Origin of the sequence: Isachenkonia alkalipeptolytica, from assembly GCF_009910325.1 — a bacterium.
GTDB classification, from domain to species: Bacteria; Bacillota; Clostridia; order Peptostreptococcales; family T1SED10-28; genus Isachenkonia; species Isachenkonia alkalipeptolytica.
Genome location: NZ_SUMG01000006.1, coordinates 76,576 through 90,829, shown reverse-complemented (window position 1 = coordinate 90,829; position 14,254 = coordinate 76,576). Strand labels below are relative to the sequence as shown.

14 protein-coding genes are annotated in these 14,254 nt (G+C 42.9%); 12 read left to right on the top strand and 2 right to left on the bottom strand.

Annotated features, from left to right (window positions below; genetic code table 11):
- The first annotated feature begins 173 nt into the window (after positions 1-173).
- The 7 genes from ISALK_RS06630 (at position 174) to ISALK_RS06600 (ending at position 7,291) form a co-directional block, all read left to right on the top strand.
- Positions 174-1,151, top strand: a complete 978-nt coding sequence (locus ISALK_RS06630) for a TAXI family TRAP transporter solute-binding subunit (RefSeq protein WP_160720431.1) — start codon at positions 174-176, stop codon at positions 1,149-1,151.
- The gene (locus ISALK_RS06625; RefSeq protein WP_160720429.1) at positions 1,152-1,670 is read left to right on the top strand and encodes a DUF1850 domain-containing protein; all 519 of its coding nucleotides are present in this window, start codon (positions 1,152-1,154) and stop codon (positions 1,668-1,670) included. It begins immediately after the preceding gene.
- Positions 1,671-3,653 (top strand): TRAP transporter permease, encoded by a 1,983-nt coding sequence (locus tag ISALK_RS06620; protein ID WP_160720427.1) that lies wholly within the window; start codon positions 1,671-1,673, stop codon positions 3,651-3,653.
- A 212-nt stretch (positions 3,654-3,865) separates the two neighbouring features.
- Positions 3,866-4,753: a fructose bisphosphate aldolase gene (locus tag ISALK_RS06615; RefSeq protein WP_160720424.1), complete on the top strand. Its 888-nt coding sequence runs from the start codon at positions 3,866-3,868 to the stop codon at positions 4,751-4,753.
- 286 nt (positions 4,754-5,039) lie between these two features.
- Positions 5,040-5,441, top strand: coding sequence for an IS200/IS605 family transposase (gene tnpA, locus ISALK_RS06610; protein WP_160720421.1), 402 nt, complete (start codon positions 5,040-5,042; stop codon positions 5,439-5,441).
- Between the two features lie 10 nt (positions 5,442-5,451).
- The gene (gene tnpB / locus ISALK_RS06605) at positions 5,452-6,591 is read left to right on the top strand and encodes an IS200/IS605 family element RNA-guided endonuclease TnpB (protein ID WP_160720417.1); all 1,140 of its coding nucleotides are present in this window, start codon (positions 5,452-5,454) and stop codon (positions 6,589-6,591) included.
- A 274-nt stretch (positions 6,592-6,865) separates the two neighbouring features.
- Complete coding sequence (locus ISALK_RS06600) at positions 6,866-7,291, top strand: GNAT family N-acetyltransferase (RefSeq protein ID WP_160720414.1); 426 nt, start codon at positions 6,866-6,868, stop codon at positions 7,289-7,291.
- A gap of 132 nt (positions 7,292-7,423) precedes the next feature.
- On the opposite strand, the gene ISALK_RS06595 is transcribed toward ISALK_RS06600, so the two are convergent.
- Together ISALK_RS06595 and ISALK_RS06590 are read right to left on the bottom strand one after the other, a co-directional pair.
- Positions 7,424-7,696: a metal-sensing transcriptional repressor gene (locus ISALK_RS06595; RefSeq protein WP_160720410.1), complete on the bottom strand. Its 273-nt coding sequence runs from the start codon at positions 7,694-7,696 to the stop codon at positions 7,424-7,426.
- 21 nt (positions 7,697-7,717) lie between these two features.
- Positions 7,718-9,097 (bottom strand): MATE family efflux transporter, encoded by a 1,380-nt coding sequence (locus ISALK_RS06590; protein WP_160720407.1) that lies wholly within the window; start codon positions 9,095-9,097, stop codon positions 7,718-7,720.
- A 1,117-nt stretch (positions 9,098-10,214) separates the two neighbouring features.
- Here ISALK_RS06590 and ISALK_RS06585 point away from each other — a divergent pair.
- From ISALK_RS06585 to ISALK_RS06565, 5 genes are all read left to right on the top strand, one after another.
- The gene (locus ISALK_RS06585; RefSeq protein WP_160720404.1) at positions 10,215-11,159 is read left to right on the top strand and encodes a sulfurtransferase; all 945 of its coding nucleotides are present in this window, start codon (positions 10,215-10,217) and stop codon (positions 11,157-11,159) included.
- Positions 11,140-11,748 (top strand): hypothetical protein, encoded by a 609-nt coding sequence (locus ISALK_RS06580; RefSeq protein ID WP_160720400.1) that lies wholly within the window; start codon positions 11,140-11,142, stop codon positions 11,746-11,748. Before ISALK_RS06585 ends, ISALK_RS06580 begins: the two co-directional genes overlap by 20 nt.
- 781 nt (positions 11,749-12,529) lie before the next feature.
- Positions 12,530-12,793 carry a hypothetical protein gene (locus ISALK_RS06575; RefSeq protein WP_160720397.1) on the top strand — a complete coding sequence of 88 codons (264 nt, stop codon included), beginning with the start codon at positions 12,530-12,532 and terminating at the stop codon, positions 12,791-12,793.
- 13 nt (positions 12,794-12,806) lie between these two features.
- The gene (locus ISALK_RS06570) at positions 12,807-13,109 is read left to right on the top strand and encodes a hypothetical protein (protein WP_160720394.1); all 303 of its coding nucleotides are present in this window, start codon (positions 12,807-12,809) and stop codon (positions 13,107-13,109) included.
- 235 nt (positions 13,110-13,344) lie between these two features.
- Positions 13,345-14,250, top strand: a complete 906-nt coding sequence (locus tag ISALK_RS06565) for a DUF6933 domain-containing protein (protein WP_160720391.1) — start codon at positions 13,345-13,347, stop codon at positions 14,248-14,250.
- Positions 14,251-14,254: the final 4 nt, after the last annotated feature.

The following is a 14,254-nucleotide window of genomic DNA, read 5'->3' as shown; positions in this document are numbered from 1 at the left end:
ATTTTTGGATCAAAAAGAAAAAACGGGTACCAGATATCAAACTATATTCTAAATTATCAAACAATTGAAATTTCAAGATACACACCATTTTTATGGTTAATCTTATAACAAATCGAAGAATTTGGCATAAAGATTGCGATATATAAGGCAGATAATAAAAGGAGGAATGAATTATGAAAAAGAAAGTACTTATTTTTGCAGTAATGATCTTGGTAGCAGGCATTTTTGTTGGATGCGGGGAAGCTTCTGAGGATGAGGTTGAAGGAGCGGATACTTATATTACCGTAGCTTCAGGACCTACCAGCGGGGTGTATTACCCCATTGGCGGCGGGATTTCCAGCATCATCGAGCAGGATCTGGGGTACCGATCTTCGGTTCAATCCACCGGTGCCACCGTGGAGAATATCAACCTGATTTTAAGTGACCGGGCGGAGGTTGCCATTACCATGTCCGACGCGGTACTTCAAGCTTACGAAGGGTTCGGAGCCTTTGAAGACGAGGCGCCGAAGGAGGAACTGAGAGGTCTTATGAGTCTATATCCAAATTACGTACAACTGGTAACCACCCAGGACTCCGGCATCGAATCCTTTGAGGATCTGGAAGGAAAACAGGTTGGTGTCGGGGCGCCAAACTCCGGTGTTGAAGTAAATGCACGCTTGATGTTTGAAGCCCATGGCATGAGTTATGATGATGTACGGGAAGATTATCTGGATTACGGTGAGGCCATTGATCAGATGAGAAACGGACAAATTGATGCGGCCTTCGTAACCAGTGGAATTCCTAATTCAACGATTATGGATTTATCCACAACCCATGATGTGAAAATCATCCCCATTGAAGGAGAAGGAATGGACTATCTGGAAGACAACTATCCGTTTTTCACGGCGAATGTGATACCGGAGGATACCTATGGAAATGAAGAAGAAATCCATACCGCAACCATCATGAATATTCTGCTGGTTAATAAGAATTTATCAGAAGAGGATGTCTATGAAATTACCAAAGGCATTTTTGAAAATATCGAAACCATCCATAATACCCACAGTGCAGCGGAAAGACATATAAATCTGGACTCCGCCTTTGAAGGGATGATTGTGCCCCTGCATTCCGGTGCGGAAAAGTATTATGAAGAAATCGGAGTTTTGGAGTAAATGAAGAAAAAGCAGGTTTGGGGAAAGCGTTACAAAGCTTTCCCTTGGACCGTGATCATTGGGGTAATGGTGGTAGGAGCTGTTATGTTCCTTTGGATATCCTGGACATTCGGACAAAATGATTCTTTGATGCTGGTGGTTTCCCGGCAACAAACCGAAGAGGTGCTGTATGAATATCCCGTGAAAGAAAGAGATCAAATAGAATTTCACTGGTTGCATTCCGTGGAAAACAGTCCCTGGCAGGAAGTTTTTGAGGTTGAAAGCGATGGAAAATTAAAATTGATAGAAATGCGATTTCGAACCTTCGGGGCGGGGATGCCCTACTTTGAAGAAGGAGAGCAAAAAACCGAAGAGGGTTTTATGATAATGGATGGAATGGATAAAACCTTTAATTCCTATGACTGGATCCATTCCCAAAGTGCTACGATAAAAATCGTTGTTGACGGAGAGGTCCTATTACGAGGGGAAGATGTAAAGCATCACATCCCCCTGAGGATGAAGGTTGAGGAGGTAGATTAAATGGATAAGATTGTAATGGAAGAAAAACTCAATGATGAACAACAGGAAGTTCTTGAAAAATACGACAGCGAATCACGTTTCCGTGATTTTAGTAATAAATATATTAAGCTCATAGTAAAACTCATTGCCTTGGCGGTGTCCATCTATCATCTTTATACATCGGCCTTTGGAAGTCCGGTAACATTGATTCACCGATCCACCCATGTGGCAATGATTCTGGTATTAGCCTTTGTGTTATTCCCTCCTAGGAAGAACTCCCCTCGGGACAAGCTTCCCTGGTATGATGTTTTATTTGCCATCGGAGGGGTTTCCGTAGCGGCATATATCGCTATCGATTACATCAACATCGTTCACCGAGCAGGAATACCAAATCAATTAGACCTGGTCTTCGGCGTGATTTTGCTAGTACTGGTATTGGAATCAACCAGAAGGGTGGCGGGGATTGCCCTACCCATACTCGGGGTAGTATTCCTGCTTTATGCCATGCTGGGCCAGAATATGCCCGGGTTCTTCGGACATCGGGGTTATGATTTCCCGGATCTGATCAACCACATTTTTGTTACCACTGATGGAATTTACGGAACCGCCGTGGGGGTTGCCGCCAGCTATATTTTCCTGTTTATACTTTTTGGGGCCTTCATGCGAAAATCCGGTATGGGACAATTCTTTAATGATATGGCCCTGGCTTTGGCGGGACATAAAAGCGGAGGTCCTGCAAAGGTAGCGGTGATTGCCAGCGGATTTTTGGGAAGTATCAATGGAGCCGCCGTGGCCAATGTTGTAACGACGGGCACCTTTACCATTCCTTTGATGAAAAAGACCGGATACGATAATGAGTTTTCCGGTGCCGTAGAATCCACCGCCTCTGTGGGAGGGCAATTGCTGCCGCCCATTATGGGAGCCGCAGCCTTTATTATGGCCGAGCTTCTAGGGGTGCAGTATCGTACCATCGTTATTGCGGCAATCCTGCCGGCGCTGCTATACTATCTGGGCATCCTGACTCAAGTCCATCTCAGGGCCTCAAGAAATGAACTTCATGGAATCGAGAAGGACAAACTTCCCAAGGTTCGTGAGGTTATGAAGGTACAGGGCCATCTAACGATTCCGCTACTCTTCCTGATGTATATGTTGTTCTTTACCGGATATACCGTGGTTTATTCGGCACTGCTTACGATTTTCGTTACGGTGATCGTCAGCATGTTTAGAAAGTCTACGAGGATGAGTTTTAAAGATATTTTGGAGGCTTTGGAGGACGGGGCGAGATCCGTTGTACCGGTAGCTGTAGCCTGTGCATCTGTTGGAATTATTGTGGGAGTAGCAAGCCTAACCGGTTTCGGTTTAAGTATGGCCCACGCCATCGTGACCCTTGGGGGATCCAGTATGCTCTTTACTTTAGGTTTTACAATGGTGGCTTGTATTATCCTGGGCATGGGTCTTCCCAGTATTCCCGCTTACCTGATTACAGCAACCATGGCAGCGCCTGCCTTAGTGGAGCTGGGGATTGATCGAATGGTAGCCCATCTCTTTGTATTCTATTTTGCGATGTTTGCAAATATCACTCCACCCGTGGCTCTGGCATCCTTTGCCGCTGCCGGAATCTCCGGAGGAAATGCAATGAAGACCGGAGTCGCATCGGTTAAACTTGCGGTTGCAGGATTTATTGTCCCCTATATGTTTGTTTATAACAGTTCCCTGTTATTGAGCAATACCACCCTGGGACAAGGAATTATCGTTACTATAAGCGCCGTAATCGGTGTGATTATGTTAGGAGCCGCTGTTGAAGGGTACTTCTTCGTAAAAATGCCGATAGCGGTTCGGCTACTCAGCTTATCGGGAGCGCTTCTGATGATGAGTGCCAATCCTTTGCAAGACGGAATAGGACTCCTGATGATTGCAGCGGTATTAGTGAAGCAGGCAATGACTAAGAAGAAAAAGGAAAGCGCGGAGCTCTCGGATTCCCGGGAGGTTGAAAATCCTGCATAGTGAATAGACCTACAAAAGGACCTACAAAGGGGACGGAGGTGTTCGGTACATCAGGTACCGAACACCTCTGTCCCCTTTATGCTCCGTCTCCTTTATGCTAATTTGATTACCGCCATATAAACTTGGGTATATAAGAAAACAGAGTTGTATAAAGTATTGTAGAGAGTGAAACGGAAGAAAAGCAATCAATAATTTAGAAATGAGGTGGTATTGTGAAAAATCAACAGAAAGAACGAATACGTAAGGGAGGTGGATTTATCGCTGCCCTGGATCAAAGCGGGGGGAGCACACCGAAAGCACTGGCGGGGTACGGTATTAAAGAGGACGCCTACAGCAATGAAGAAGAGATGTTTGATCTAGTCCACGGAATGCGTTCCCGAATTATGACCAGTCCGTCCTTTACTGGAGATAAAATCCTGGGAGTGATTTTGTTTGAAAAAACCATGGACCGGGAAGTGGAAGGGATGATGACCCCCGACTATTTATGGGAGAAAAAAGGTATTGTGTCCTTTTTGAAAGTGGACAAAGGTATGGAGGATCTTTCTGAAGGGGTTCAACTAATGAAACCCATACCGGGCCTGGAAGAGATGCTTCAGCGGGCTCAGAAACGAAATATTTTCGGAACTAAAATGCGTTCGGTGATTAAGGAAGCCAATGCCACGGGAATTGAAAAAATCGTCAGCCAGCAGTTCGAGTACGGAAAGGAAATTCTTGACGGGGGATTAATGCCGATTCTCGAGCCGGAAATCGACATCCACAGTCCCGATAAGGAGGAATCGGAAAAACTTCTGAAAGAAGAGATCCTTAAGTATCTCAACACCCTGGGAGAGGATCAGATGATCATGCTGAAACTCTCGATCCCCAGCGAAGAAGGTTTCTACAGTGAACTGGTGAATCACCCTAAAGTACTGCGGGTGGTGGCCCTTTCCGGAGGATACAGCCGGGATGAAGCTGTAGAGCTTTTAGCTAAAAACCCCGGCGTTATCGCAAGTTTTTCCCGGGCTCTTTTGGAAGGCTTATCCGTGGAGCAGTCCGATGAGATCTTCGACCTGGTGCTTCGGGAATCCATCGATAAAATATATCAGGCTTCTATTCAATAAGACCCAATGAATTAGACCCAATCCCCTTGGTTTATAAGGGGATTTTTTTCGGGAAAGTAAAGGATTTACCGGCGGTTCTGTAGAATAGTTAAGAAGGAGGGATTCGATTTATCAAATAGCCGAGAATACTCATGACTTTAGTCGTGTAGATGAATCGGCTTCGGTTGTGGCATCGCTGTAGCGATGGATAGCAACCGTAATATGTTGTTTGATCTAACCATTAAACAGCCTCTTTGCGATAGTATTCAGCGCTTACATATGTTATAATTAAGTAGAGGTGATTCCCATGGCTACCATGCATTACGGACGCGGATATGTCTATTCTATTCAGTACCATTTGGTTTGGTGCGTAAAATATCGGCATCCTATTTTGCACGGAAAAATTGATGCAGATGTTAAACAATTATTAGCAAAAATCGCTTCGGATAACGATATCCAAATTATTGAGATGGAATCCGATAAAGATCATATCCATTTACTGATCGACTGTAAGCCGCAGCACGTTATCCCCAGTGTCGTTAAAGCATTTAAAGGGGTCTCCGCCAGATTACTGTTTAAAAAACATCCGGAACTTAAACAACGCCTTCGGGACGGCCACTTATGGAATCCCAGCTACTTTGTAGCAACCGTCAGTGATCATACCGAAGAACAGATCCGGAGCTACATAAAAAGTCAGAAAAAGAAATGAGGTTAAAGCCGTGCTGCGCCATAAAGCCTATAAATTTCGAATCTATCCGAATCGGGAGCAGGAGATCTTAATTGCCAAAACCATGGGATGTTCCCGTTTTGTCTACAATCATTTTTTAAGTTTGTGGAATGAAGCCTATACTAAAACCGGTAAAGGGTTAACCTATCATGCCTGCTCAGCAATGATTCCTCAAATGAAAAAAGATGAACAGACCATTTGGCTACAGGAAGTGGATAGCATTTCTCTTCAGTCCTCAGTAAAAAACCTTTCCGACGCTTTTTCCCGTTTTTTCAAAAAACAAAATAAGAGACCGCAGTTCAAAAGTAAAAAGAACCCGGTGCAAAGCTATACGACGAAAAATGTGAATAACAGTATCCGAATTGTTGATCGATCCATTAAATTACCCAAGATCGGCCTTGTGAAGTTCGCTAAAAGTCAAGACCCTAAGGGTCGGGTGTTGAATGCAACCATCCGGAAAAATGCGAGCGGTAAATACTTTGTTTCCCTTCTGTTGGAAGAAGACATTCAGCCCTTGCCGAAAACCAATTCTGCGATTGGAGTGGACCTGGGTATTACGGACTTTGCCATTCTTTCTGACGGCCAAAAGATCGATAACCATAAATTTACTTCCAACATGGAAAAGAGACTACAACGCGAACAACGGAAGCTGTCAAGACGAGGTTTACAGGCTACAAAGAACGGGATCAATCTCTTGGAAGCCAAAAACTATCAGAAACAAAAACGCAAGGTTGCAAGGTTACACGAAAAAGTAATGAATCAACGGAGCGACTTTCTGAATAAGTTGAGTACAGAAATGATCAAAAATCACGATATTATCTGTATGGAAGACTTACACACCAAAGGGATGCTCCGTAATCATAAACTGGCGAAAAGCATTTCCGACGTATCCTGGTCCGGGTTTGTGTCCAGGCTACAGTACAAAGCGGACTGGTATGGTCGGAAAGTCATCAAGGTGGACAAGTGGTTTCCATCGAGTCAAATTTGTTCGGAATGCGGACACAAGGACGGTAAGAAACCCCTGAGTATCCGGGAATGGACTTGTCCTGTTTGTGATGCCCATCATGACCGAGATATCAATGCCAGTAAAAATATTCTGAGGGAAGGTCTGCGAATACAAGCACAAACTTAAATAGAATCCAGAACCGTAGGTACTACGGGGATAGCTTGGTAAATAAGAGAAACCGCTGTAAGCAAAGAAATACGCCTGCAAGTACGCTCTGTTCCCAAGAATCTCATAACTTTAGTCATGAGAGGTTCAAAAGGCGCTATTCTTAATTAAACATTGATACAAGGGTGATGGAAGGACAATATGCTTTACCGGTCACTGGTTAATCTACCCATAATGACGGCTAAAACTAGATAAATAGTAAAAAAATAAAAGTCAGTAAAGGAGTGTAACGGCTGTGGACGTAACAATTTCAAGGATAGAAGAATTGAAGACAGATCTGATCAAAGACCTATGCATAAAGGCTGAAATGAAAATTGATAAGATCAATGGGAAGTTTTTTAACGATGAAAAAAATATATTTTTAGTAGCCTTTGATGAGAAAAGTCCATGCGGATTTTTATATGGCTATCTTTTAGAATGTTTTCAAACGGAAAGACCCTATATGTTTTTATATTCCATTGATGTTTTTGATGGTTATAAGAGAAGAGGCGTAGGGGAAAAATTAATAGAAGAACTTAAAGATATCGCTATAAAATATAAGTGTTCGGAGATTTTTGTTTTGACGAACGACAGTAACAATGCAGCCAAGGGATTATATGAGAAAATCGGAGCAGTCAGAGAAAATATGGATGATGTAATGTATGTTTACAATATTGAATAATACACTCGTACAAACTTGTCGCTTGGGAATTATTCAATGAACACAGGACAAAAGGTCCGTCCCGCTGTCCTCCGCTGTCCGCTTTGGGAGGACAGCGGGACGGATCTTTTGTCCTCTTTCTGTTTTCCCTGGCTATTTCATAAACTTGTCGATGGCTTCATCCAGTTTTTTTAGGGCTTCCGGATTATCGTTTTTTACTGCATCCACGATACAGTGGTTCATATGGTCCTTTAATACCAGTTTACCCACGTTGTTTAACGCGGATTTTACTGCGGCAATCTGGATTAAAATATCGCTGCATTCCTTTTCTTCTTCCAGCATTCGTTTAACGGACTCTGCGTGACCTACAACTCTGGACATTCGGTTAATCAGCTGCTTTTGATTGGGATGGCTATGTTTCTCCATTAACTATTCCTCCTTTTAGTGTTATTCGATTTCAATATCTTTCCACTTTCCTTTTAAGAAACGGATCATTAAAATAATGCCCCGAAGGGTAATATCAATGGCATAGGCGGTCCAAACCCCGGCCAGGCCGTAGTCCATACGGATGCTTAGGATATAAACTCCTACCACTCGTACGCCCCAAATTCCCAGTAGGGAGGAGTACATGGGAAACTTCGTATCTCCGGCGCCCTGTAGCGCAGCGGTGGTAACTAAGGTAATGGCCAAAAAGGGCTGAAACAGCGCAATGATTCGAAGTACACGGACGACTTGGTCAATAACTGCCGGGTCCTCGGAAAAGAGCCCTGCTAAAAAGGGTGCGAAAATGTAGAACACCCCGCCGATGATCACCATAAAAAGGGTGGCCATTAAATACGACATCAGTCCCGCTCTTTGGGCTTCGTCCTTATCCTCCTTGCCGAGATTTTGTCCTACCAGTGTGGCGGCGGCGACTCCGAATCCCATGCCCGGTAGGTACGAGAAGGTCTCGATGGTGCCGGCGATGTTATGGGCGGCGTAGGCCTCGGTGCCGATTTTTATGATCATTCCACCGTAGATCAGTTGCCCCGAGCGCATAATCAGCCGTTCCACCGCTGCGGGGATGCTGATTTTTGTCAGGGTTTTAAACATCTTCAGGTCCAGCTTCCAGTCTTCAAAAAAAGCTACATGAATTTTTCCTTTTTCCTTATTTAAGGTATGTACTAATAATACCACACTGAGAATCCTCGAAAAAGTGGTGGCAAGGCCTGCGCCTAAAATCCCCAGGCCTCCAAAGTTGAAGATACCGAAGATCAACACGTAGTCTAAAACGGCGTTTACCACATTGGCAAAAATACCGATTTTCATTGGGGATTTTGTGTTTCCCGCACCACGAAGGGCACTGGCAAGAACCATGCTGAGTCCGAGGAACACCGAGGGCACCGCAACCGCTAGAAAATAGGGAATCGCATAGGCGATAACCCCTTCTTCCGCACCCAAGAGCAGTAATATCCGCCGGGCAAAGATCAGATTCAGGATCCCGAAGATCCCGCCGATGATTCCGGTCATAATCACGGACTGTTTTACGGCGTGGCCCGCCTTTTTTAGATTTTTCCCTCCGATGGCCCGGGACACCACGGCGGTGGTCCCGATCCCTAAAGCCAAGAAAAATGCGATGTACACGTTCATCGTCAAATTTGTAACCCCGACGCCGGCAATGGCCTCGGTTCCCAGTCGTCCCACAAAGTATACATCCACCACACCGATCATTACCTGGGAGATGTTTTCAATGATCGCCGGTATGGCTAAGAGAAAGATACTTGCAATTTTCGTCTCCTTAAAAAAGTTCAGTATTGTATTTTTCAGGTTCTTTTCTGTCTTCGCCATGTTGTCCCTCCTAACTTCATTAACCCCCTAGGGGGGATATTTGTCATTATACTACGAGGGTTTGTCTGTGGCAAATAAATTAATAATCTAAGAGACTTTTATTATCCGAATAATATCGAAGGATTTTTGGAATATTAACTATAAAAATAAAGGATTTAAAGTAGGTTTTATCGAATTATACATAGAGGTGATAAAAGATCCTGTGCCAACGAGTGGCAGAAAACCGCATCCTACCACAGGATGGTAGCAAACCTCACCTTACACAGGGTGGCAGCAAACCTCACCCTACACAAGGTGGCAGGAAACCGCATCCTACAACGGGCGGCAGCAAGCCTCACCATACAATTGCTGATACGGAATCTAGGATGGCGGCGCAAACTACCAACTGTGGGGATACGTCGATCCATAAGTTTATACTAAGTGAAGAAAAAGTTAAGATTGAATACATTAATCGGATGCCATCCCTATAGCCCATGGGGATGGATTTTTTTCATAAAATATTAACAAATAATCTGGTAAAATCAAATAAACAAGTAAATAAGTGAGGTGGTTTACATGAAACGGGAATCATTCTTTATAAGTCCGCAGTCATCCTTATCGGTGTTCCCATTCTTCTTAGTACCTAGGGATTGACCTGGTTAATCGATAATCCGGCAATGCCATGGCGAAAATCATCAAATCGGCTTTGTGTTTTTTGATTCCAAGGGTGAACATATACTATTTGTTACTTTCAGAGTACATATCCGTGGTGGCAAGGTTAAGGTTTCCGATCCCAATGAAATCTCTGAGGTTACATGGATGGATAAAACCACCGCTGAGAGTTTGATGCCCTATCATAAAAAGGGTATATCTAAATTGATTGAAAGTTCCGCTTCCTATACTTTTCAAGGTCATAGTTAATTATGAATTAAGAAGATGCAGTTTTTGCAATGATTATGGAAAACTACAAGTCCTGGGTTTATTTACAATTAGAAAGTAAAAAGTGTCAGGACGTATAATAGGAAATATTTATTTTAAAGGTGTTTTTAATGAATAATCAGTATATGACTTAAATGAAATATTGTGATAAGATATTTTTGATAAAAAATAATCAAAATCATTCAAAGGAGGTTTTTAAATGAAAAAACGTGTGGTATTCATAATGGTTATACTTTTTCTTTTCCTACCCCTGCTCGCAGGCTGTAATGGGGATAGCGCCGACAATGGAGAAGAACCTGTAGAAACAATGGCTATCGAAGATCGGGGTTATATAAATGACGATCTATTGGTTAGTGTAGAATGGGTACAAGAAAATTTAGAGGATGAGGATCTGCTGGTTATTGATGCAAGGGGGGAAGACGCTTATAAGGGAGGACATATTCCCGGTGCCGTGGTTACTGCATGGCAAAGTTTTGCCGATGTGGAGGCAAGCCATGGAGAAGGGTTCGGTGTGTTGCTGGCCCCTGAAGATTTGAGCCCATTGTTTCAAAACCTGGGAGTTGAGGATTCCAAGACCATCGTGGTGTATGCAGATCCCAACGGATGGGGTGAAGACGGACGATTGGTGTGGATGTTTAGGATGGCGGGGCTGGAAAGCACCCATATTCTTGACGGTGGCTGGCCTGCATGGACCGAAGGAGATTTTGAAGTATCCCGGGAAGGCACGGAGCCAACTCCATCAAACATTGAAATAAGCAACTTTAATGATGACATGACGGTGTCAACGGATTGGCTTGCGGAGAACCGTGAGGATGTAGTGGTGCTGGATACCCGTACGGAAAATGAGTACAACGGAGCCACGGACTTTGGAGAAGCAAGAGGCGGGCACATTGCCGGAGCAACCCATCTTTTCTGGGCGGATTTGTTCAATCTGGATTATACAGTAAAAACCCAATCGGAGATTGAATCGATAATGGGGGATCTTGGGGTTGAAAAGAGTGATACCATCGTTGCCTATTGTACTGCAGGAATTCGGTCTGCCCATACAGCCCTGGTACTTCGTATGGCCGGCTATGAAAATGCAAAAAACTATGATGCATCCTTTTATGAATGGAGTGCCATCGATGATTTACCGGTGGAATAAGTTTGACTTTGCAGTGATTCTGATCCCGGCAGCAGTTGTCGGGATTTTTTTTCTATTGGAGATGGACCTTCCATACATTCTAAGAACCGGTTATTCTCTAATGGCTCGCCAGGATGTGGGTAGCATACAACGGTTTTTATATTCCTACGGGGAACGGGGCCCTCTGGTATATCAGCTGATGTTGCTAATGGGTATTCTAATACCTAACCTTGCGATTTCCCCCTTGGTAAATGCGGGAACCCTTCTTTTTTCTTACCCTGCTCTCTATCTTTCTGGCATCATAGGGGCTTTAGTGGGAATTTTTTATATTTTTTCTATTATACTAGTGTTAAAGGAACTGATTCGGAGTGTGGTTAATTTAAGTGGGGATCATGTTCACTCCCAAGGATGGACTTTAGGATCTCAAGGAAGAAAGATCCCTTTGATGTTTGCAGGCATCCTTATTCCCGCACCCTTTTTCTCGTCTCTTACCTACTGGGGGACACTGGTCTTTCTAGGGCTGATTTTTCATCCCAAGAGGAGAGTCATTTTTGTAGGAGTAGGGACCTTGGGCATTTTATTGTTTAGCACAATCACATCGGTTTTTTGAAGATTAAATATTTCCCTCAAGCGGACAATTACTCCGTCCCCCTGTCCCATTACTCCGTCCCCCTGTCCTCCCCCTGTCCTCCTGGAAAAGTTTTTTGGGTAAATTTTAATAAATAAAAGGAATTGAAGAGGTTTTTCTAGAATAGTATTGTGAAGTGGGGCAAATGATTCCAACTTACTGTTTATTGTGGTGGGGTAATCCTAACTGTCAGTTTCGATGATGAGAGAGTAACCATTCCGTTACCTTCCGTAAAGACGATGAAATAAGGGGAAACAGCGTAGATAAGGAGGAGATCGTATCAAGTTTAAAGATTTCATAAAATATTTTGTGGTGATTTTAATCGGGGTGTTTTTATTAAATTTGTACACCTCCACATTGATGGATATTAGAGAAGCCACACAGGGATTGACAACGGATGGGATAATACCGCTACATATTCTAGCGACGCTGTACTGTTTTTTGTTAGGTGTTTTAGTGGAATGGCGAAGGGTTACGAACCTTGTTACCGGAAAGACTTCATTTAACTTAAATCTGCTGCTGATTCCCGGACTTATACTGCTTGCAATCAGTTTACTTCATCCCATAATCCTATTACCCCGCACGGGCATTCAGCTTCCCTTTCCACAAGGGGGCTTTGGTATAAATATGATTGTCGGACCTTTGAATCAATCGACACATGCACAATATATACTGGCCGTCATTTCCGGAATTTTAGTAATACGAGGTTTGCAAAATAAGCCTTAGAAGGTACGGGGAAATAAATAGTAAAGGAGTCTGTTTTATGAAGCAATTCTTTTACAATTGGAATCTTTTGAAACACGCTGTTTCTTGTTTTATAATTTGGATAATTATTGTAGGGATTAGCAACAGTCTAAATGAACCTTCCAGTATGGGTATAATAGGAGGTGCAGAGGGACTGACAGATATCTACATTTCAGGAGGAGTATATCCCTATCTATTAAGTGTTGCAGTATTAATTACTGCATTAGCCTTTTATGTTCCTGTAAAGAAAATGTTCAAAAGAGCTTTAAAATCAAATGATTAATGGAGTTATGAAAATGAAGGAGAACCGTCTGATATCAAAACTTATGGAAAATTTCAATGAAGCTGATTTTGAGAGCCTTCTTTCCCTTAGAAAATATCGATTATCCAATTATGAATATGAATACCGATATGAATCCGGGGTAGAGCAAATTGAAGGCAGTGCAGAGTATATGGAGTTAAATGCTTTGAAACAAATCTCAGAAGAAAAATACCATGTTAAAATTGCCGGCATGCTGAGGAAAATTTGTAATCCAAAGAACTGTTTTCCAATCAGGATCCTTTCATATGCTGTTGGTGGGCTCATGTTTGAACTTTAATTAACAAATGCCTCTTTTACGACAGACGCAATTAGCGGTTGATCTTAGAAGAGGCTTTATGCTGGGAAAAATTACGAAGGGATTTTCGTGGAAATGCACAAAAAATAAAGGATTTCGAGAGGCTTTTATAGAATAGTATTGTGTAAGAAGAACCGTAAAAAGTAATGAAGACTCAATAATGTCTGAGTAGGAATCATAGACTATTCATATAACAAAAAAAGGAGGAGAAGCATCCATGATCTATCAATGTACAAAGGATCTGTTAAAAGCATTAAAAATGGAAAAAACCGATAAACCTGATATATACAATGAGCTGTTTTCCTGGAACGGGAAAGTGATGAAGGTAGGGCGAAGAAACCTGGTTTATTTGATGAATGATGCGTCGAAGCTCTCGGTGATCCTGTATGGGATGACCGGGAAGGAGTTTAAGCGTTTTGACGACCACGTGAAGGAAGGCATAAGGGAAGTGCTAAGGGACTGTGATGTGGCGGAGGATATCATCGATGGGTATCTAAAGGAGGCCGGGGAGGGAATCTTTACTTCCTCGGGAACGAGAAAGCAGCTGGGTGTATTGAATAATTCGGCCCTGGGGGCGGAGTATATATTTGATGAATTTTACCAGGAGGGTCTTCTTCAACGGGATCTCTGTATCCAGCAAAATCAGATGATCGTAAAGCATGACGACGGAGATTATGTAACACCGAAAAATACGATGAAAACCTTACTGGAAGAGCATTACGAAAAAAAGAAAATACCCTTCGACCTGGGGGAAATTGCCCTTTTCATGTTCAATGCAGATGATTTCGGACCGGTGCCTTTCCTGAATATCCACGACGGCAGTATTTCCATGATAGAGAGGGGCACTGAAGAATATGAAGATATACAATTTGATGAGGATTATGAAATGATTGAAACGGAAACCTTCGATTTTATTTATCATTACAGCAATTTTCTAAGAGGATTGGAAGATGAGGAATTTTTGGCAAAAGCCTACGAAGTGAAATTAGGAAAAGGAGCTATTCGAAGGATTAAGGACTTATTATCCCGGTATCCTGATATTCAGCAGGAGTGGTATGAGTATGAAGAAGAAGCCCAGGAGAGGGAAGTGAAAGAATGGTTGGAATCCAGGGGGTTGGTGTAAGGGA